General features: G+C 60.0%; 22 protein-coding genes, 1 pseudogene and 1 riboswitch. Of the genes and pseudogenes, 11 read left to right on the top strand and 12 right to left on the bottom strand.

Annotation, left to right across the window (positions count from 1 at the left end):
• Positions 1–216: 216 nt before the first annotated feature.
• From FHX09_RS23745 to FHX09_RS23775, 7 genes and pseudogenes are all read right to left on the bottom strand, one after another.
• Complete coding sequence (locus FHX09_RS23745; protein WP_132593007.1) at positions 217–981, bottom strand: ABC transporter ATP-binding protein; 765 nt, start codon at positions 979–981, stop codon at positions 217–219.
• The gene (locus FHX09_RS23750) at positions 978–2,018 is read right to left on the bottom strand and encodes an iron ABC transporter permease (protein WP_132593009.1); all 1,041 of its coding nucleotides are present in this window, start codon (positions 2,016–2,018) and stop codon (positions 978–980) included. The genes FHX09_RS23745 and FHX09_RS23750 overlap by 4 nt, the downstream gene beginning before the upstream one ends.
• Positions 2,015–3,031 carry an ABC transporter substrate-binding protein gene (locus FHX09_RS23755; protein WP_183722160.1) on the bottom strand — a complete coding sequence of 339 codons (1,017 nt, stop codon included), beginning with the start codon at positions 3,029–3,031 and terminating at the stop codon, positions 2,015–2,017. Before FHX09_RS23755 ends, FHX09_RS23750 begins: the two co-directional genes overlap by 4 nt.
• Before the next feature lie 178 nt (positions 3,032–3,209).
• Positions 3,210–3,438, bottom strand: a riboswitch (cobalamin riboswitch).
• Positions 3,439–3,459: 21 nt separating this feature from the next.
• Positions 3,460–3,804: a hypothetical protein gene (locus FHX09_RS23760; protein ID WP_037082391.1), complete on the bottom strand. Its 345-nt coding sequence runs from the start codon at positions 3,802–3,804 to the stop codon at positions 3,460–3,462.
• A gap of 225 nt (positions 3,805–4,029) precedes the next feature.
• The gene (gene msrB / locus FHX09_RS23765; RefSeq protein ID WP_132593013.1) at positions 4,030–4,512 is read right to left on the bottom strand and encodes a peptide-methionine (R)-S-oxide reductase MsrB; all 483 of its coding nucleotides are present in this window, start codon (positions 4,510–4,512) and stop codon (positions 4,030–4,032) included.
• Between the two features lie 99 nt (positions 4,513–4,611).
• Positions 4,612–5,019: pseudogene (locus FHX09_RS23770) on the bottom strand (epoxide hydrolase); the annotation flags it as partial.
• 199 nt (positions 5,020–5,218) lie between these two features.
• Positions 5,219–5,614: an organic hydroperoxide resistance protein gene (locus FHX09_RS23775; protein WP_184450745.1), complete on the bottom strand. Its 396-nt coding sequence runs from the start codon at positions 5,612–5,614 to the stop codon at positions 5,219–5,221.
• 150 nt (positions 5,615–5,764) lie between these two features.
• Between FHX09_RS23775 and FHX09_RS23780 the strand changes: the two genes are divergently transcribed.
• Positions 5,765–6,271 carry a MarR family transcriptional regulator gene (locus tag FHX09_RS23780; RefSeq protein WP_007791338.1) on the top strand — a complete coding sequence of 169 codons (507 nt, stop codon included), beginning with the start codon at positions 5,765–5,767 and terminating at the stop codon, positions 6,269–6,271.
• A gap of 542 nt (positions 6,272–6,813) precedes the next feature.
• A complete protein-coding gene (locus FHX09_RS23785) occupies positions 6,814–7,947 on the top strand; it encodes an NAD(P)/FAD-dependent oxidoreductase (protein ID WP_132593017.1) in 1,134 nt (377 codons plus the stop codon).
• A gap of 283 nt (positions 7,948–8,230) precedes the next feature.
• On the opposite strand, the gene FHX09_RS23790 is transcribed toward FHX09_RS23785, so the two are convergent.
• Positions 8,231–9,319 (bottom strand): DUF3095 family protein, encoded by a 1,089-nt coding sequence (locus FHX09_RS23790; RefSeq protein ID WP_210301590.1) that lies wholly within the window; start codon positions 9,317–9,319, stop codon positions 8,231–8,233.
• Between the two features lie 418 nt (positions 9,320–9,737).
• On the opposite strand from FHX09_RS23790, the gene FHX09_RS23795 reads away from it, so the two are divergent.
• The 4 genes from FHX09_RS23795 to FHX09_RS23810 all read left to right on the top strand — a co-directional run bounded on the left by FHX09_RS23795 (position 9,738) and on the right by FHX09_RS23810 (position 11,075).
• The gene (locus tag FHX09_RS23795) at positions 9,738–10,166 is read left to right on the top strand and encodes a hypothetical protein (RefSeq protein WP_184450754.1); all 429 of its coding nucleotides are present in this window, start codon (positions 9,738–9,740) and stop codon (positions 10,164–10,166) included.
• A gap of 33 nt (positions 10,167–10,199) precedes the next feature.
• On the top strand, positions 10,200–10,436 hold the full coding sequence (gene rpsU, locus FHX09_RS23800) for a 30S ribosomal protein S21 (RefSeq protein WP_007791329.1): 237 nt from the start codon (positions 10,200–10,202) through the stop codon (positions 10,434–10,436).
• 63 nt (positions 10,437–10,499) lie between these two features.
• Positions 10,500–10,694 (top strand): hypothetical protein, encoded by a 195-nt coding sequence (locus tag FHX09_RS23805; protein ID WP_007791326.1) that lies wholly within the window; start codon positions 10,500–10,502, stop codon positions 10,692–10,694.
• A 123-nt stretch (positions 10,695–10,817) separates the two neighbouring features.
• Positions 10,818–11,075, top strand: a complete 258-nt coding sequence (locus FHX09_RS23810; protein ID WP_132593021.1) for a DUF982 domain-containing protein — start codon at positions 10,818–10,820, stop codon at positions 11,073–11,075.
• Positions 11,076–11,205: 130 nt separating this feature from the next.
• Here FHX09_RS23810 and FHX09_RS23815 read toward each other — a convergent pair whose 3' ends face one another.
• Positions 11,206–11,505, bottom strand: a complete 300-nt coding sequence (locus tag FHX09_RS23815; RefSeq protein ID WP_007791319.1) for a DUF2934 domain-containing protein — start codon at positions 11,503–11,505, stop codon at positions 11,206–11,208.
• Positions 11,506–11,690: 185 nt separating this feature from the next.
• Here FHX09_RS23815 and FHX09_RS23820 point away from each other — a divergent pair, with 185 nt between their 5' ends.
• A complete protein-coding gene (locus FHX09_RS23820) occupies positions 11,691–11,951 on the top strand; it encodes a YMGG-like glycine zipper-containing protein (protein ID WP_183722163.1) in 261 nt (86 codons plus the stop codon).
• A 257-nt stretch (positions 11,952–12,208) separates the two neighbouring features.
• Here FHX09_RS23820 and FHX09_RS23825 read toward each other — a convergent pair whose 3' ends face one another.
• Positions 12,209–12,964, bottom strand: coding sequence for an adenylate/guanylate cyclase domain-containing protein (locus FHX09_RS23825; RefSeq protein ID WP_132593025.1), 756 nt, complete (start codon positions 12,962–12,964; stop codon positions 12,209–12,211).
• A gap of 417 nt (positions 12,965–13,381) precedes the next feature.
• Here FHX09_RS23825 and FHX09_RS23830 point away from each other — a divergent pair, with 417 nt between their 5' ends.
• The 4 genes from FHX09_RS23830 to FHX09_RS23845 are packed head-to-tail and all read left to right on the top strand — an operon-like array spanning position 13,382 to position 17,056.
• Entirely contained in the window at positions 13,382–14,002 is a 621-nt protein-coding gene (locus FHX09_RS23830; protein WP_132593027.1) for a TetR/AcrR family transcriptional regulator, read from the top strand.
• Positions 13,999–14,964 (top strand): HlyD family efflux transporter periplasmic adaptor subunit, encoded by a 966-nt coding sequence (locus FHX09_RS23835; protein WP_183722166.1) that lies wholly within the window; start codon positions 13,999–14,001, stop codon positions 14,962–14,964. The genes FHX09_RS23830 and FHX09_RS23835 overlap by 4 nt, the downstream gene beginning before the upstream one ends.
• Positions 14,961–15,911, top strand: a complete 951-nt coding sequence (locus tag FHX09_RS23840) for an ABC transporter ATP-binding protein (protein ID WP_183722169.1) — start codon at positions 14,961–14,963, stop codon at positions 15,909–15,911. Before FHX09_RS23835 ends, FHX09_RS23840 begins: the two co-directional genes overlap by 4 nt.
• Positions 15,908–17,056, top strand: coding sequence for an ABC transporter permease (locus FHX09_RS23845; RefSeq protein ID WP_132593033.1), 1,149 nt, complete (start codon positions 15,908–15,910; stop codon positions 17,054–17,056). The genes FHX09_RS23840 and FHX09_RS23845 overlap by 4 nt, the downstream gene beginning before the upstream one ends.
• 13 nt (positions 17,057–17,069) lie before the next feature.
• Here the strand turns inward: FHX09_RS23845 and FHX09_RS23850 are convergent, their stop codons facing one another.
• Positions 17,070–17,714 carry a PQQ-binding-like beta-propeller repeat protein gene (locus FHX09_RS23850; protein WP_132593035.1) on the bottom strand — a complete coding sequence of 215 codons (645 nt, stop codon included), beginning with the start codon at positions 17,712–17,714 and terminating at the stop codon, positions 17,070–17,072.
• A 9-nt stretch (positions 17,715–17,723) separates the two neighbouring features.
• Complete coding sequence (locus tag FHX09_RS23855; protein ID WP_184450746.1) at positions 17,724–18,944, bottom strand: helix-turn-helix domain-containing protein; 1,221 nt, start codon at positions 18,942–18,944, stop codon at positions 17,724–17,726.
• Positions 18,945–18,992 lie beyond the last annotated feature (48 nt).

Raw genomic sequence — 18,992 nt, forward strand, 5'->3', positions numbered from 1 at the left:
GCGCCGTCAGACACATGTTTTGTTAGCAGATGCAGCATAAGCGCATTGGGCGGAGTACCCAACGTATTTTACGGTAGCATACGCCGTTCCTTGACAGCGCCACGGATGGTCGTGCCAGTTCTTGGTGAGGTATTTGTCGATGAGCAACAGGCCCGAAGGGCACCGTACGTCGGTAGTTCGTCCAGCCCGCTATGCTTGGGCCCAACAGCAGCATCGTCAGGCGATAATGTATTGAATGTTGCACCGCCCATGGATCGAGGACGTCTCGACATGCGCCTGCACGCCGAACACGTCGCCGATCAGATCCCGCGTCAGCACGTGCTGCGGCGTCCCCGTCGCAACGATTTTACCCCGCTGGAGCACAGCCAGCTGATCGCAGAACATGGCGGCCAGATTGAGATCGTGCAGGGCGATGATGCAGGTGACGCCGAGCCTGGAAATCAGGCCCAGGATCTCGAGCTGATGCTGGATGTCCAGGTGGTTCGTAGGCTCATCAAGGAGTAGTTCGGTCGGGCTCTGCGCAAGGGCACGCGCGATATGGACACGCTGGCGCTCGCCGCCGGAGAGCGTCTGCCAAAGTTGCTTCGCTCGGCCTTCCATGCCGACGCGCGAGAGCGCCTCATCCACGGCAGCATCATCCTTTGCACCCAAGGGCGACAGGAGACTGCGATGAGGCGTGCGCCCGAGGCGCACAACATCCTTTGCGGTCAACTGCGTCTCGGTTGTCGCCTGCTGCTCGACGAAAGCAACACGGCGCGCGAGATCGCTCCGCGCCATAGTCGAAACGTCGCTCTCGCCCAAACGAACAATGCCGCTGCGCACCTTCCGCAACCTGCAGATCAGCCGCAACAGACTCGACTTGCCGGATCCGTTCGGCCCGAGCAGCCCGAGAATCGTTCCTGTCTGCACCGTCAGGCTGACGCCGTTGACGATCAGGGAGTTGCCTGCTGTAAAGCTCACATTGTCGAGGCTGATGCTCATGCCGTCTTCCGAGCGCGATACAGGATGACCGCAAAGGCAGGCGCGCCGAACAAGGCCGTGACGACCCCGATTGGCAAGACTTGTTGCGGGATGATGATCCGCGAGATGATATCGGCGCCGACCATGAAGATCGCGCCGCCGAGCACAGTCGCGGGAAGCAGGCGATCATGCGTGGGCCCGACAAGGAACCTCGCGGCGTGCGGGATGACCAGTCCGACAAAACCGATTGCGCCAACCATGCTGACCACGGTTGCCGTCATCAGCGCCGTTGTTCCAAGAAGCACCACCTGCACACGCCTGACCGCAATACCCAACGATGCCGCCGCGTCCGTTCCGAAGACGAAGGCATCCAGCGCCCGCACATGGAACAGCGAAACGACGAAGCCGAGCACCGTCACCGGCACGGCCAGATAGACGTCAGGCCAGCGGATACCGCTCAGCGAGCCAAGCAACCAGAACATGACGCCCCTCGCCTGCTCGGCATTTGCCGAGGTCGTGACGATATAGGAGGTGGCCGCATTGAAGAGCTGCGATCCGGCGACGCCGCAAAGAATGATGCGTTCGCTAGTGCCTCCGGCGCCTGCCGCAAGAAAGGCAACGAGCAGGAATGCGATCACGGCGCCGATAAAGGCGCCGCTGGACAGACTGAGAACACCATAGCCGAAGCCGAGCAGCATCACGCCAACCGCGCCGGTCGAGGCTCCTGCGGAAACGCCGAGCACGTAGGGTTCGGCCAACGGGTTTCGCAGCAACGCCTGCAGAACCGCGCCGCTGAGCGCGAGCGACGCCCCGGCACTTGCGGCCACCAACGCTCGGCTCAATCTATAGTCCCAGATGATGCCTTGATGGATGCGGCTAAGCTCGAAAGTCGTACCGAGGAGGCGGTTCGACACCGCTTTCGCGGTCGTCGCCAGCGGGATCGATATCTCCCCGATCGAAACGGCGAGACCGATCATCAGAGCGAGCAGGGAGAATGCAGCAATGGCGAGCGCACCATGCGCCCACCATACCGACTGCCTGAAAATGGCGCCGCTCACTGCGCCAGACCGAAGGAATTGATGCCCTTCGCCAGTATCTCGATCCCGTCGATCGTCCGGATCGTCGGGTTCATCGATTGGGCATCCATCATGACGAAGCGCTTATTCCTGACGGCATCGAGTTGGCTCGTGACCGGGTCCTTTGCCAGAAAGTTGAGCTTTACCGTGGGGTCATCCGCCGCATAGCGGCGCCGGTCCATCGTCGCTACGACGATCACAGCCGGATTGGCCTCTGCAATCGTCTCCCAGCCGACGAGCGGCCACTCCTCGTCTGTCGCGACCACATTCTTCGCACCGAGCATCTTCAGGACATAGGCCGGGGCGCTGTTCTTTCCGGCGATGAATGCATCGCCGTTGATTTCCTTGCTGGAGAACCAGAAGACGACCGGGAGGTTCTTTGCAGCGGCACCGGCAACCGATGCGACGGCCCGCGCTTCGCGTTGCTGCAGCTCGGCGATGAGCGCATCGCCGCGCTCCGTGATGTCGAAGATTTCGGCCAACTCAGCGATCTCCCGATAGATCAGGTCCATCGTGAACAGTTCCTTGCGAACGCCGTCGCCGCTGTCGGCATTGACCTTGGCGACGCAATCCGCCGGCGCGATGTAGGTATTGATGCCGAGTTCGGCGAATTGCTCCCGCTTGCCGACGGACCCTTGCTGACCGACGTGCCACTCAAACTCGGCGGCGACCAGATCCGGTTCCTGACCGACGACGGATTCAAAGCTCGGATCGTTGTCGGCAAGCCGTTTGATCCTCGCGTTGACTTCGGCATATTGCGGCAAAACCGGGCCGACCCAGACTGCCGTTCCGGCAATCCTGTCCGCCAGCCCGAGCGAGAAAAGAACTTCGGTCATGCCCTGACCGACCGATACGATGTTGGCCGGCGCCTTATTGAAGACGACCTCGCGGCCGCAATTGTTGATGGTCAATGGATACTGGGTGGCGGCAAGACTTGGCGCCGCCAAGCCAGCAAAGCCGAAGGCAAGCGCAATGGCTGCAAGAAATTTACGCATAGGCAATCTCGATTAGGAGGAAAGGGGCCAGCGTTCATTGCCGGCGCAACCGCTAGGAATGACGGCACGCCGGGCTAACGCTAGCGACGGAAAACCCAATCGAGACGGATGTGTGCTCTATATCGGCGAAGGCTCAGGTCAATCATGGCTGTTCCTTTCCGGGCATCCCCGCCCGGGTGATTGGATCGTGATTGACGGCAGGTCTCCTGGCTCACGGATATATGCCTTCATCTGCCTTCCCGCGATTGGTTCGCAGTGACATGGTCCTAAACGACCTCGGATGAGCGACAATCCGCCTACAGTTGCGGGGGCAGCCACGGTTTTGGTCCCTCTTGGGTCGTCCTCACCATGTTCCCTATTAATCCCCTTAGAGTCGTCCTTGGGGAACCGTCGCGCTCAGTTACGCCGGCGAGCCGTGCGACGTCAAGTCATCGATTGGTGGGCGCTCGTCCGGGTTGGCTCTGCTGCATATCTTGAAATCCGACCTCAGGACATCCTCGGATGTTGGCAAAGGTGATCTCCCGGCGATCGCCCCATTCGGTCAGTCCTCTCAGCGTCAGAACGTTCTCGTCGCGATAGACAAGGTCGGTGCGGTAGATGCCAGCGCGGCGGGCCCGGTTCTGCGCCTGACTGACGTTGCAGGTGCCTTCCGATGGCGACACATGCCAGGTGCTCATACCACTGCCATTGGGTTGCCAACCGCCTGACTGACCCAAGGCCGCTGCTGGTAGAAGGACTACGATCCCCAAGGTCGTATGGAAGGCCGCTTTCATGATCCCCTGCCCCGGTTGTGCGCGAAGTGTTGCCACAAGCGCCGAGATGATGCGGCCAAAATAGACGGACCTGTGCATTGCGCAATCATCTACAGACTGGGCCGCACCCCATTTGCGACAAATCGCGGGGAAGTCGCCCATCAGCGTTGATGATCGGTTAAAACTGCCTGTGGGCCGGAGCAATCGCCGTCTCGACGGCGACGATTGCGCTCCGGCGGCGAGCATCTATCGTGCTGGCGCTCCTTCCGGGCCACCGCGACCAAGCTTGTCAGGAAGCGGCTGCCCTTTCGGGGTGAATTCGAGCGACCCTGAGTTTATGCAGAAGCGCTCGCCTGTCGGAGGCGGGCCGTCGGGAAAGACGTGCCCCTGATGCGCGTTGCAACGCGCGCAAACAATTTCCGTTCTGAGCATGCGGTAGCGGGTATCACGAACGCGCCGCAGGTGATTGTCGGCTGCCGGGGCCGTGAAGCTCGGCCAGCCTGTACCGCTTTCGAATTTCGCAACGGCCTTGAACAGCGGAAGTCCGCAGAGCCGGCAGGTAAAAAACCCCTCGCGTCGCTCGTGGAGGAACACGCCACAGAATGGCGCCTCCTCACCATGCTCCAAAAGCAGATGGCGATCCTCCTCGCTGAGGTCCGCCACCAGCTGCTCCATCTGTTCCCGAGTGGGAGGGGTAAGATCGAACTGCAATTCGACGACGTCACGCATTCCTGGTTTTCCTTCGATCCGGCGGTTTCCCGAGACCTTCTTCGCGCAGATTACCGTCACCAAAGAGACGGCGCCGCTGAAGCGCCGTCCTAACCGCCCCTACGCCGACCGCAGCGAGCGGAAGGCCGCTCTGAGCTCCGAAGCGAAGCCCTTCGGCTGCTCCCAAGCAGCAAAGTGCCCGCCCTTGTCGAGCTTGTTGTAGTGGATGAGCTTCGGATAGGCGCGTTCCGTCCAGCTGCGCGGAGCCGCATAGATCTCATCCGGAAAAACGCTAACGGCGACCGGAATGGTGACATTCTTGACGGCAAAGAACGCCAGCTTGTTTTTCCAGTAGAGCCGCGCCGACGAGACGGCCGTGTTCGTCAGCCAGCAGAATGTAATGTTGTCCAGGATATCGTCCCGCGTCAGGCCTTCGGCCTTTCCATCGAAGACGCGTGCGATCATCTCGTAGCTGCGGATATCGTGGTCGATCATCCATGCTGCCAGACCGACCGGCGAGTCCGCGATCTGACGACGCCGGCAACCGCCGCGCATCCAAGCAGGCTACGCCGTGTGATCGATGATACTGGAGCTGTCATGATATCCTCCTGTGCTTGAGGTTGCTCGGGATGCGGGCACGATTTCACTGAAGGCGGCGCGCATCCCGTTGCATGATGGTGTTGGCGATACCTTTGGATTGGTTCTCGCCGAGAGCGTTCTCATCCCTTCAAACGAGGTTGAGCGCCACGTCGATGTTGCCGCGCGTTGCCTTGGAATACGGGCAGATCTCATGCGCTGCGTGGATGAGTTCCTCGGCGACATCACGCTCAATGCCCGGCACGCTGACGTTCAGGCGTGCGCGCAGGAAGTAGGAACCACCGTCGGCGTTCAGATCGATTTCCATGTCGATCTCGGGCTCAACGGGCAGCTTGATCTTTCTTTGCGCTGCAGCGACCTCAATGGCACCAATGAAGCAAGCCGACCAAGCAGCGCCGAAGAGGCGTTCGGCCGCCGGGTGCGGCTGCGACAACTGAAGGTCAAGCTCGCCATCACTGCTGCGTGTGAAACCATTGCGACCGCCCTTGTTGTGGGTCTTGCCGGTAAAGAGGAGTTTCTCGGTCATGGTAAAATCCTTTCTGGGATTTGTTAATCGTATCCGCTTTAATCGGATACGATCTAAATAGGTCGATGAAAATGCATTGTCAATACCATTGCGATTTAATCGGATGCGATTTATATAAAAAGCAGAACGAACAGCCGAATAGGATCTCCCATGTCCGCATCCAAAACCGCCAAGAACCTGGAGACAGGAGCGCCCTCTTCCGGCGAGAGCGACAGCAAGAGCAACAAGCTCTCCAACTTTTTATGCTTCGCGGTCTACTCGGCAAATCTGGCCTTCGGCCGCGCATACAAGCCGATCCTCGACAAGCTGAATCTGACCTACACCCAGTATATCGCAATGGTCGCCCTCTCCGAGAAGGACGACCAGACCGTAGGAACGCTCGGCGAAAAGCTCTTCCTGGAATCAAACACGCTGACGCCGATGCTCAAGAAACTTGAGTCCCTGGGCTATATCCAACGCAAACGCGATCCCGCTGACGAGCGGCAGGTGCGACTGAGCCTGACGCCGGCCGGACGCAATCTGGTTGAGGCGGTTCCCGGCGCGCCACTGGTGGAAGCCACCGGCCTCGGCGAGGACTTTCCGGTCGTGCAGAAATCCGTGGTACGGCTGCGCGACAACCTCCTAAAGGCAACGCAAGACGGGCCGGCGAAGGATTGATCATTCTCACTGCTGTAAGCGTCGATGTATGCGGCGCTCGCTTGGCATGCGGGACGAGGGCGTCGCGCATTTGGCGCGCTGGCAACAATCCGCGACCAACCGGCGGGCAGGATTGGGCGTGGCGGTAGAGCATAGATGGGCTAATCGGCTTCGTTCCCGATCTTCACCAAGCCGACCCCGCAGAGAAGCGCGCGCCGCGAAAAGACGTTGAACGCTGCACAAGTTGGAAACGGCAGTGACTGTCAGAAGACTTTTGCTCCTTAGAGCAGCGATTTCGGCTGGAATGCGCCATTTGCGGTCGTCATCCGAGAATGGCGTCCGATTGCTAATTCAGAAGACAGGGTTGCATCACTCAGGCTTTTAATACAGGCTAATGCCGTCGCGAAAAACGGCAGGCCGATTTCAGCCGCCGAATACAAGTCGGACGAGCACATAGCTCCGGCTCGGCCAGCGTCTCCCGAAGCAATCGCCTGATACGATCAGGCTACAGCAATCATCAGCGCTGCGGACGCTGCATGCTTGCATTTGATAGGAGCGCTGCAATGCGAAACCCAGTTACGATCATCGGTGCTGGTCTCGGTGGCCTTACGTTAGCCCGTGTTCTCCATCTTCACGGCATCCCCTCGGTCATCTACGAATCCGAAGCCTCGGCGAGCGCGAGAACGCAGGGCGGGCTACTGGATATCCATGAATACAACGGCCAGATTGCCCTTAAGGCCGCAGGACTTTTTGAAACCTTCCTTGGCCTCGTCCGCCACGGCGAAGATGCAAAACGGGTCGTTGATAAGGACGGTCATATCCTATTCGACAGTCCTGGCGACAACGCCGCCAATCGTCCTGAAATTGATCGAGGCCACCTTCGGAACATGCTTATCGGCTCGCTTCCCCCGGAGACGATTAAGTGGGGCCACAGGGTCACATCGATAGCCCCGCATGGCGCAGATCAGCACGAGGTCACTTTTGCCAACGGTTCAACCGTCCTTTCTGATCTGCTTGTGGGTGCCGATGGCGCGTGGTCGAAAGTTCGTCCGCTTTTGTCCCCTGCTAAGCCCCTCTACTCAGGCACACTGTTCATCGAAACCATCCTTTTCGACGGCCACACGCGCCATAAGGCAAGCGCGGAAGCAATAGGAAGTGGCACGCTTATGGCAGTCGCTCCGGGCAAGGCCATCTTGGCGCACCGCTATGCAAACGGAATGCTGCATACCTATGCGGCCTTGAACAAGCCGGAAGACTGGGCGAATTCAATCGACTTCGCCGACCCGAAGGCTGGCTTGGCTCGTATCGCCGAGCAGTTCGAAGGATGGGCTTCCCACCTAACCGCCCTTATCACAGAGGGCGAGGCCGATCCCGTGCTTCGCCCGATTTATGCGCTGCCAGTCGAACACCAATGGCGACGAGTACCCGGCGTGACGTTGCTTGGCGATGCGGCACATTTGATGTCGCCGTTCGCGGGAGAAGGTGCCAACCTTGCCCTGTATGATGGCTACGAGCTTGCAAGTGTGCTCATCTCGACGCCCGATGATGTGGAAGCCGCACTTGCGCTCTATGAAATGAATCTCTTTCCCAGAAGCATGAAGGTCGCCGAAGAAACCGCACAGAACCTCAGCCGATTTCTTGGTGATAATGCCCCTCACAGCGTAGTCGCTCTCTTTAGCAAACATCGCGCAAAGTAGGCGTTAGCCGGTCCGGGTAAGTCGGCTTCGGGCCGACTGCAGACGATGGTGTGATCTCGTCCCGCCGAGAGCGCCCCAAGAAAAAAACGCGAACAGCGCTTGACCTCGACACGCCGATTAGAGAAGCACCGCTGGCTACGAGCCGCCGCGCAACGCTTGAAGAGAGATCGGCTGATCGAACAGCCGAGCACCGGAATCACCCGAAGCCCCCTGGAAAGCGCAAAGCCGATCGGGCAGCATCGGATATTATTCCGAATGTCGCCCGATTCCAACAGAGCCACACCTACCGTGATGACACCATCGGAAGGTCGTTTGCCTCCATCATCTCGGCTGCCTTGGCATACCCGCCCCCCATACCGTCGAGAAAGTGCAGGTGAGAATCCGGCTTTCCCGAAGGCACGAAGCAGGTCATGAGCGCATGAGACTGGCGGTGGAGTCCGAAGTTGACCTCACCTCGCGCCTTTGCCGCAACGAGGATGGCCTCGACCGCTTCGATCTGTTCGCTCGTGCAATCCAGTGTGAGACGCAGGCCGTCATCATACTTGCGGAAGTCGGAGCTGGAGGCGACGGCCAACCAGCTTTCGCGGTCGACCGACCTGGCACCGTCCCTGGGGATGGCGGTCTCCCGCGATGCCGGCTGGGCTTGCCGCGTGCCGGCGTCGAGAACCGAAAGCACGCACTTCGCCAAGGACGCAAAGACCTCCGGGCTCCTATCTTCGGCTGGCTCGACGAGCAGCGACAGGATCTCGCCCCTCTGGCTGGGAAACGGCTCCCAATCGCAGGTCAGGCCGGTCAGATCGGGTTTCGTCGTGTAGCTGCCCGGCTTTACGAGGTATCGACCATTCTTGATCTGACGCTCCGCCCATTTTAGGCCGCCGCCGGCAAACATCGCATAGGTCGCGTTTTCAGAGGCGGCATAGTGCGCGATGCGCACGTCACGTCCATTGGCACGGATCGCGCCCACGCGCACCAAACCGGCCCGAAGAGCCAGGTTGAGATTGGCACTGGCAAAGGCGACCACCTGCCGCAACGCGGAAGTCGCGGTCATGATCCCATGGGGCGGCAGTGCGAACGCAGCCCCGTCTCCGCGAAACACGAAGGGAAAATCGAAGTTGCCCCAGGCGTTTCCCACGGCGGCGATCACCGATGCGCCGGCGTAGTTGACGTCTTGGTAACGCCCTGACTTGATCGCCGACGTCGAGTCGACGACGTCGGTTATCCCGATCAACCAATCATCGGGGAGCGCCTCATAGACGGATGGGTCGAGCACCCGCGAAAATTCGCCATAGGCCTGGGGCGTGTTTGGATGATCGCTGACGATCCAGCGTTCCTTGGCCTTCGTCACACTGACGACCGATTGTACCGACTGCATGAATCTGTTCCCGTGCCACATAGCGAAGTCCTTTCCGCCGCTCGATTTATTTCGCGCGCGAATAACTCGGATACGCTTTAAATACGCGGGCCGCGCGCAAACGTCAACATCCGATTTAATCGGATGCGATTTATTTATCAAAGATCGTGGTACAGAAACGGCCGAATCACCTTTCGCCCGGTTGACGCATCATACGAAATAGGGGCGGCTACAAACCGCAGTATCACCGTTCAGACCCGATATTCCCCCGAAAGGCTCATAGCCGTCATCCACGCAATAGGCACCCGCTCCCAAAGTACATGTGGATTACCGCATGTGATAAATTCCATATCGCTGCACTTCAGGTAGCATGTGCTTGGATGATTACATTTCCTAGTCATCAAGAGGTCACTGCAAAACTCACATCGTTTGTTTTGCGGTGACCTCGCCAAAAATCCGCGAGCGGCGGATCCTGTCTCTCGACCCCCACGACATCAAGCATGTGACGGTTGACGAAGCGCGACGCTCCGGAACGGCGTGTGCGGCGATCGAAGCCTTGCAACGGGTCGCTCGCATTCCCATCTTATGGCGGACACCCAAAAAATACGAACCTGGCACGGCCGATGCCTCGCGCGTCGTATCTTCGCTTTCCTTCGGTCTGCGTGATCGAAAAACCGGCACCGTGTTGAGCATGCCGCAAGTGCGGCGAAGGATTTCAACTGAACAAACCCAATATCGCCGTCGCATCAGCGGCGGTCCGCGCGAGCGCGATGACGCCGCTCGCAGCCCGGACAAGAACTGGAAACCTTACCCCTGCCTTCTCACGCTGCGAGAACTGCAGGAACTGATCGCTCAGCAGCTTGGCTGAGACGCACCCCATCCTCAAAGCCAGGAGAAAAAGATGCAGGTCATCGTCAGAGACAACAACGTCGAGCAGGCCATGCGCGCGCTGAAGAAGAAGATGCAGCGCGAGGGACTGTTCCGCGAAATGAAGGAACGCCGATCCTACGAGAAGCCATCCGAGCGGAGAGTCCGTGAACGGGCGCAGGCAATCGCCAGGCAGCGCAAGGCTGCCCGGAAGAAGTTGCAGCGCGAAGGTCTCCTGGCCTCGCCGAGGCGACGCTCCTCCAGCCGATAGGCTGTCAAAAATATTGCCGTCCGATGTTCTCAACGGCAGCCCCATCCCGAGAAAGGACCAACTATGGAAGAACTGCACAGCCTGACTGTTTCCGATGAACGGCTCGAGGACTGCCGGGAGGTGATCGAACCGGATCTCCAGGAGCTCATTCGAACGACAATCGCCTCCGGCTTCTCAGCCGAAGAGGTTCTGATTGCAATCAGTGAACTCGTCGCAGAGGACTACGCCGTGTTGGCCAAGTTCCCGAGCGTTCACTGATTGGCCCGCGTGGCTGATCGACGGATGAAAATGCCAATCAAGTCACGGTCTCACGACGGGTTGATCGGTTCACACAAACACCTACATCCCGCTTATCGCTCGTTGGCAAAGAGGAGGTTCGTCATGAACACGATCGGCCACGCAACTGAACCAACATGGGCGGCGCCCGTGGCAATTCAGATTGGGACACGACCCTCTGAATATATCCATGGTCCGGCCGAAGCGGTTGAGTATCTGGAGCACAGATGGCCGCTCGAAAGCAGCATGCACGTTGAGGCGGCCAAGCGCCGGTGCGTGGAGGCCATGAACCACCTCGCGCACCTGGAAGCCGCCAGAGATGCCTTCGTCGCAGCCGCTGTGGAGGCCAAGGTGTTGGCCTAATCAACTCCGAAGGCTGCTTGCGGTCATGGCCGTCTTCGTCGCCCGCCCAATTGCGCGCGACTCAAATCGTTACGCCCAAACATACGGACGCGCCGCGTCGTATCACTCGGCCCAAAGCCGTAATGAAAATCTAATGCGTCGTGACGGACTTCGGAGAGCGTGAGCGACGGGGCTTGTCTTGGGAAGACGCGGCTATTGCGACCCCAGCCGCTTTTGTCTTCTTCGTCGCCGGCTTTTCAGCCGCGGATTTCGCTGCGGCTCGCGGCTTGGCGGATTTCACCTTCACCGTCGGCTTTGTCGCAGCATCGACGCGCTCGCCAAATTCCTTGAATGCCTGTAGCCAATGTTTCATATCCTGCCCGTGTGGGCGGCCCTCCTGCTCCCAGATCTCATAGGCACGGCGGCGAATGTTCTCTTCATGCTCGTTCATGACGGGACCCTGCTGCTTGTTGAAACCAATCTTAATTGGCGCAAGCGGTCCAATAGGCAATGGAGACACCGGCATCGATTGATCGAAAGAAGCCGGCAACAGAAGCGAACGCAAAGCAGCGATTGTCTTTTCCGAAATGCCTCTATCTACCGTCGCGCGAACGAATTCAGCAGGAAGGAAACAAGATGAAACGCATGTCGATTTTGCTGCTTCTAGCAGGAGCCACGATGGCCGGATGCACGCCGACCCAGCAAGGAGCGGGAATTGGTGCGGCCTCGGGCGCGGTCATTGGCGGTATAGCGACCGGCAATGTGCGCGGCGCCGCTGTGGGTGCGGCCATAGGTGGCGCCGCTGGCGCCGTCATCGGCAATGTCGCCGGGCAGCCCGGCCAGTGCTACTACCGCGATCGATACGGCCGGCGATACGTCGCCAGCTGCCCACGCTGATTGCGCGCCAGAGCCTTTCAGGGCGCGGCAGCGCGAGACCGATCTCCGGAGGCGTCGCGCTCAACCTCAAGTGCGAAAGATCGCTATCGCGGCGGTAACGAGCTCTCTTGTTCGCCGCGTTCGCTCCGTTTGGAAAAAGCTTACCCTTTCGAGGCCAATGTGCGTGGATTAGCGGTCCCTATTGATCGAAAGCGAGATGTTATCGCTATAGAGTCGGCGACGGCCTCGATCTATTCTGCCGCTGTTTAGTCGGAAAATCATCTCCGAACCAGGACGCTCGCCTGTACCGGCAGTTCTATGCCCTTCAGCGACAGCGTACGGGCATGCGCTGCGGCTGTGAGATGCGCAGCCTGAGATGCAGACTCTGGCGACATGACGATCTCGCCTGCGCCTGCCTGCGATTCCAGCCTCGACGCAAGATTAACAGCACCACCAATTGCCGTAAAATCGCTACGGAAGCTCGAAAACTCACCGATCTCGACCTCGCCGGTGTGAATACCGACACCGACACCGAAGCTGTGACCACGATCAAGGCTTTCGAATACCGCGGTGCAGTGTTGCTGTATGTCGAGCGCCGCCATAACCGCGGCGGCGGCATGATCCTTTCTCAGGATCGGAAAATTGAAGATCGCCATCAAGCCATCGCCCATCTGCTTGTTGACGATACCGTCGTGAGCCCAGATCGCCTGCGCGCATCGGTCATGAAACAGGCTGACAATCTCACTCAACCTGATCGGCTCGATCTGCTCCGAGAGGGCAGTGAACCCTCTGATATCAGCAAACAAGATGGTTGCGGTCGCGGAAACATGGCGCTGCTTCTTGACGTAACGAAACGACCGCTCGCAAATCGTGCAGATGTTGGGGTTCATCTTGCTGCGGGTGACACCAAACATGCGGAACGGCAGCGCAAGCGCGCCACGAATCGGAATGGGGACATGCATTTGATCCCAACAACCCCGGCAGATTTTGGCATCCCTGTGACTGACCGGATCCATCGGATGGGAGGTTGGCATGGTCCGCGACCTCCAGCAAAAGCTCAGTTGAAAACAAACTTCTAATATTTGCCGGCATTTTGCAACTCAGGTGAAGTTCTAACCGCGAAAGATCGCAACCGCAGCAGCGACAAGTTCTGCCTTATTCGCTGCCACGGCCCCGCTTGGCGAAAACTTTTCCATCCTCGAGGCCGCCGCCACGCGTGGAATAAGCGTCATTCCTTCGCCAACCGGACAGACGGCCAGATCATGGCGTCGAAACCTGCATCGGGATAGGTCGGCGCAAATTGGCGCGCTGCAGTCGCATCGGCGGCTCTCCACCTCTTTGAAGCGCCGATTTCGTGGGCCCAGGAACACTTGCGTGCTCAATATTTTCTTGCAAAAAACCACACATGATGTTAATGACTGTCCAGTCAGTCATAATAGAAAATGAAGCCAATGCCTGAGAAAAAGCGAGAAAGACGAGATCCGGAGCAGCGCCGGGCCGAGATCCTGGCGGCGGCCTTCGCCTGCTTTGCGGAACGGGGCTTTGCCGCGACCCGCATGGAGGATGTCGCGGCTCGCGCCGGCATCGCCAAAGGTACGGTCTATCTGCATTTCCCCGACAAGGAGCGACTTTTCATCGAGCTCGTGTCCGGCATCGCCTCGCCGCTCCTCGGTGAAGTCGGCGGCATGGTCCAGAAGGAGGCGATCCCGCCGCGCGCTGCCGTTTCGATGTTCTATGCGCTCTTCAAGCGCGAGATCCTGGAGACGGAGCGCCGGCACCTGTTGCGGCTAATCCTCGCCGAGGGTCCGATGTTCCCCGTTGTGACCGAATTCTATTACCGCGAGATTATCACCAAAGGCCTCGCGATCGTGCGTGTCCTACTTGCCCGTGCCGCCGCGCGCGGCGAGCTTCGCAATCCCGCCGTCGCTGACGTCCCGCAATTGGTCATGGCACCGGCCTTGATGTCGATCGTCTGGACGACGCTTTTCGAAGGCTACGAGCACCTCGACGCGCAGAAACTCTTCGACACGTTCCTCGACACGCTCTTCGTGCCGGAAGGAGGCACGACATGAAACGAATCCTTATCGTCGTCATCGTGGCCGGCGCGGCCCTTGCCGCCCTGCCTTTCCTGTTCTCCGACAAATCCCAGCGCGCCTACCAGGGCTGGGTCGAGGCCGACACGCTGTTCATCGGTGCCGACACCAGCGGCCGTGTGGTTAAACTCGATGTCGCCGAAGGGCAGGCAATTGCGCCCGGCTCGCCGCTTTTCAGTCTGGATTCTCAAACCGAAGAGGCCGCTGTCGGCGCCGCGCGCGCTTCGCTGGCTCGTCTGCAGGCCGAACTAGAACTCGCCGAGGCGAAGCAAAAGCGGCCGGAAGAAATCGACATGCTGCGCGCCAGCGAACGCGAGGCGGTCGCCCGACTTGAGCTTGCCGCACAGGATCTCGATCGCACCCGCGTGCTGGTCGAGCGTGGCACGGCGACAAAGGCAAACCTCGACACGGCGACGGCCACCGAAGCCGCCAACCGTGCCGTCCTCGATAATGTCCGCAGCCAGATTACGCTTGCGAACCTGCCGGCCCGTATTGAAATGCTGCGCCAATCAAGGGAGGCGGTCGCTGCGGCAAAGTCCGATCTAGCCTCTGCGAAAGCCGCGCTTGCCCGCCGCTTCGTGTCTGCTCCGGCAACAGGCAGCATCGAGACCGTCTATTACCGCGCCGGTGAGGTCGTGCCCGCCGGCCGGCCGATCGTGGCCCTCTTACCGCCAGAGAACATTCGCATCCGCTTCTTCGTGCCCGAAGGCGAGATTGCACTGTTTTCGCTTGATCAATCGATCCGCGTCGCCTGTAACGCCTGCCGACCCACCGATGCGAAGATCAGCTTCATCGCAAAGAATGCCGAGTATACACCGCCGGTAATCTACAGCCTCGAAGAGCGTGCCAAACTCGTCTACCGTGTCGAGGCAGTCCCCGCCGATCCAAAGGCGCTGCGCCCTGGCCAGCCGGTGGATGTCACCGCGGGAGCCCGCCCATGAGCGACACGGCAATGCCCATATACGCTCCCGAGACAGTGATCGACGTCCATCACCTCACCAAGAGTTTCGGCAGCCGGAAGGTGGTCGACGATGTGTCGATGTCAGTGAAGAAGGGCCGCATTCACGGCTTTCTCGGTCCGAACGGCTCCGGCAAGACCACGACGATCCGCATGCTCTGCGGCCTGCTGACGCCAGACAGCGGCGATGGCACATGCCTTGGCTTCGACATCCTGACCGAAAGCGATCGCATCCGCCGTCGCGTCGGCTACATGACGCAGAAGTTCTCGCTCTATCAGGATTTGTCGATCCGGGAGAACCTGGAGTTCGTCGCCCGCGTCTACGGCCTGGCAGATGCCCGCGGCAGAGCAAGCGCCGCAATAGAACGTCTCGGCTTGAAAGGTCGGGAACAGCAGCTGGCTGGGGAACTTTCGGGAGGCTGGAAGCAGCGCCTCGCACTTGGCGCCTGCATCCTACCGGAACCGGCCCTGCTCCTCCTCGACGAACCGACGGCAGGCGTCGACCCCAAAGCCCGCCGTGACTTCTGGAACGAGATTCACGCGCTTGCCGCCGACGGCCTCTCGGTGCTGGTGTCCACCCATTATATGGACGAGGCAGAGCGCTGCCATGAGATCGCCTATATTGCCTACGGCAAACTGCTGGCGCAGGGAACAGTGGACGAGGTGATCGCCAGCACCGGTCTGGTCACTTGGACCGTCTCCGGAACGGGCGTGCATCGCCTCCAAGCCGAACTGGAGAACGAGCCAGGGGTCGACATGATCGCGCCCTTCGGGACCAGCCTGCATGTTGCCGGTCGCGATCCCGAGGCGCTTGAAAAAGCAATCGCGCCATACCGAGAACGGTCCGATCTCAAGTGGCAAGAGGGCGAAGCGACGCTGGAAGATGCGTTCATCGATCTGATGCGCCGCTCGGAGGACAATTTCCAATGACGACGACAACGGCGAACGGCAACGGTATCTCCTTCGGGCGTTTCTGGGCGATGACGATCAAGGAATTCATCCAGATGACCCGCGACCGCATAACGCTGGCGACGATGGTCGCCTTGCCGATCATGCAGCTGTTCCTGTTCGGCTTTGCGATCAACACGACGCCGCACAACCTGCCAACCGCGGTGCTGATGCGCGAGAACACCGATATCGGCCGGTCGATTTTGGCAGCGCTGGAGAATACCGACTTCTTCGAGATTCGTTCTGTCGTTACCCGTGCCGAAGACATGGATTCGCTTCTGGAATCCGGCAAGGCTCTGTTTGTCGTAGAAATTCCTGAAGGGTTCGAACGCTCGCTTCGGCGCGGCGATACACCCTCCCTGCTGGTCGCAGCCGATGCCACCGATCCGGTCGCATCGAGCTCGGCGCTCGGTGCGCTCTCCGGCATCGTGACGTCGGCACTTGCCAACGACCGGCAGGTCGAATTCGCCGAGCCGACCAAGCCCGCCTTCTCCATCGTCCAGCACCGTCGTTATAATCCGGCCGGCTCATCGACGCTGAATATCGTGCCCGGCCTGCTCGGCACAATCCTGACGATGACGCTGCTGATCTTCACGGCTCTCTCGGTCACTCGCGAGGTGGAACGCGGCACGATGGAGAACCTGCTCTCCATGCCGATCAAGCCGCTGGAAATCATGCTGGGCAAGATTGCGCCCTATGTGCTGATCGGTCTCGTTCAGTCGCTTCTTATCATCGCGGCCGGCCTGCTTGTCTTCGGCGTTCCAATCCTTGGCAGCCCGGCTTCGCTGGCGGCTGCGACCACGCTCTTCGTCATCACCAACCTGTCGATCGGCTACACCTTCTCGACGATCGCTGCCAATCAGCTGCAGGCCATGCAGATGGCGATGATGTTCTTCCTGCCGAATATCCTGCTGTCGGGCTTCATGTTTCCGTTCGCCGGCATGCCGAAGTGGGCGCAATGGATCGGTGAGGCGCTGCCGCTGACCCACTATATCCGCATTGTCAGGGCGATCATGCTGAAGGGCGCGAGTATCCAGATCCTTGCTTATGACACGATCGCCCTCGCCTGCCTGATGACAGTCGCCATGCTGATTGCTGTCCGCCGCTTCCGCAGGACATTGGACTAGACGGCAGGAGACATCAGGATTGGCTAACTCCGGGCCGGCGGATGGCCCGGACCTTGCCACTGTTGCCACCGCCACAAAACAGCCGATCCGTGCCATCGGACTCAAGTCCCGATACGCCTATGCCCGCCGGCATGTCGATGCGTTCCAGCACCCGTCCGGTTTCGGGTTCAATGCGTCGGATATCGCTCTCATCGCTTTCCCAGGTGGCATGCCAAAGCTCGCCATCGACCCAGGTCACGCCGGTAACAAAACGGTTGGACTCGATGCTGCGAAGAAGTGCGCCGGTCTCCGGATCGATCTGATGGATCTTTCGGCCACGGTAGTCTCCTACCCAGAGCGTTCCTTCAGCCCAGGCGAGCCCGGAATCACCACCGTTCGCGGGTGCCGGGATCGTCGAGAGCACAGTACCGGTCTTCGGATCGATCTTCTGGATTCGATCCTCCGCAATCTGAAAAAGATACCGTCCATCGAAAGCGGTTCCGGCATGTGCCGCAACGTCGATCGAACGGACAACCTCGCCGGCATCGGGATCGAAGGCATTGAGCTTGTCGCCAGAGGCAAACCAGACATGTCGACCATCATAGGTGACGCCGCCCACCTGCTTCACATCCGGAAAGGGGCCATATTCACGAAGGATTTCAGCTTTGGAGTGTTTCATGGGCCTATCCTAGTCGTTGGGGAGTGGACCTGGGAGTAACAAAGTTGACGGGAACCCCGGCAGCGATGGGATCGTCCACCGGCGCGCCGGCCCGCGTCCGAACGATTGCACCTTGCCTGTTTCCGCGAGTGCATCAAGTGCCCGCTGCACCGTGCGTGGGCTGGTACCGATCGCGATTGCAAGCGCCGAACTCGACCAGGCCTCCCCATCGGCCAGAAATGCGAGGATCTCGCCATGCTGTTCCTCGACGGGCGGGGCGAGCATGACCACGTCGGTTGCCCGACGCGGCGCGAGCACGAAACCGTCCTTGGTCGCATTGATATCCGCTATGCGATGAAGCTCGCCGCGCAACCGCCCGACTTCGACACGCAGCCTAGCACGGTGCGATTCATCGACATGTTTGGCCCCAAACGCGCGAGCAAGAAGCATGGTCCGCGACACGTCTTTCGGCCAGGTCTCCGCAAGTGCCCGAACGAGCGCGAACAACACCGGACGCGTCGTCAACGAGACAACCTCGTCACCATTGCGCACGACGTAACGGCATGCATCGACGACCAGCGCCCCCGACGTCAGAACCGCCTCTACCTCCTCCAGCAGCAGGAAGCGCTCCCCTCCCTGCCCGATCAGCCGCGCTGCCGGCGTTTTCAGAACCTGGGACACGGCCTCGACTTCGGCATTGAGGGCAGGAATACCCGCCTCGCGCGCAGCATTTTCCGCTCGGCGGAGAGCTGTACTTGCAGCACTCGTGCGAAGACGCCGAATGGCAATCCCTCCAACGACCAGCTCGTGGGCGGTCCGCAATGGCGGGGGAAGCGGTGCCGGATCGACGCTGGCGAGTAGGCGTTCGGCCTCATCGAGATGGCCGATGAGTAGCAACCGCCTTGCCTCCAGATGTCGCGCATGCGCTGCGTTCAAGCGATCATCGTGAGCTTCGAGCACTTCCCGCGCGGCGGCGAGTGTCTTGGCGGGCCAGGTCAGATCACGCGAGACAAGCGCGATTTCCGCCTCGGCCACGAGGCAGCGTGCGCGCGCGACCGGCTCCTTTGAGCCGAACGCGCGCGCAGCCGTCTTCAGCAAAACCTTTGCCCGGGCGAGATCACCAAGCTGCGCCATCGCGATGCCACGAAGGGCGAGCGCCGGCGCATCATTGCGCAACGCAACCCTCTTCAAGGCACCGAGAAGATCGCCGGTCGCAAGCAGCCTCGCCGCAGCGATGATCATCGAGTCCATCGGAATCCCGTCAAACTTGTAACTCCCACCTTCTCCCGCTCTGGCCAT

It is taken from the genome of Rhizobium sp. BK538 (genome assembly GCF_014197575.1).
GTDB lineage: Bacteria > Pseudomonadota > Alphaproteobacteria > Rhizobiales > Rhizobiaceae > Rhizobium.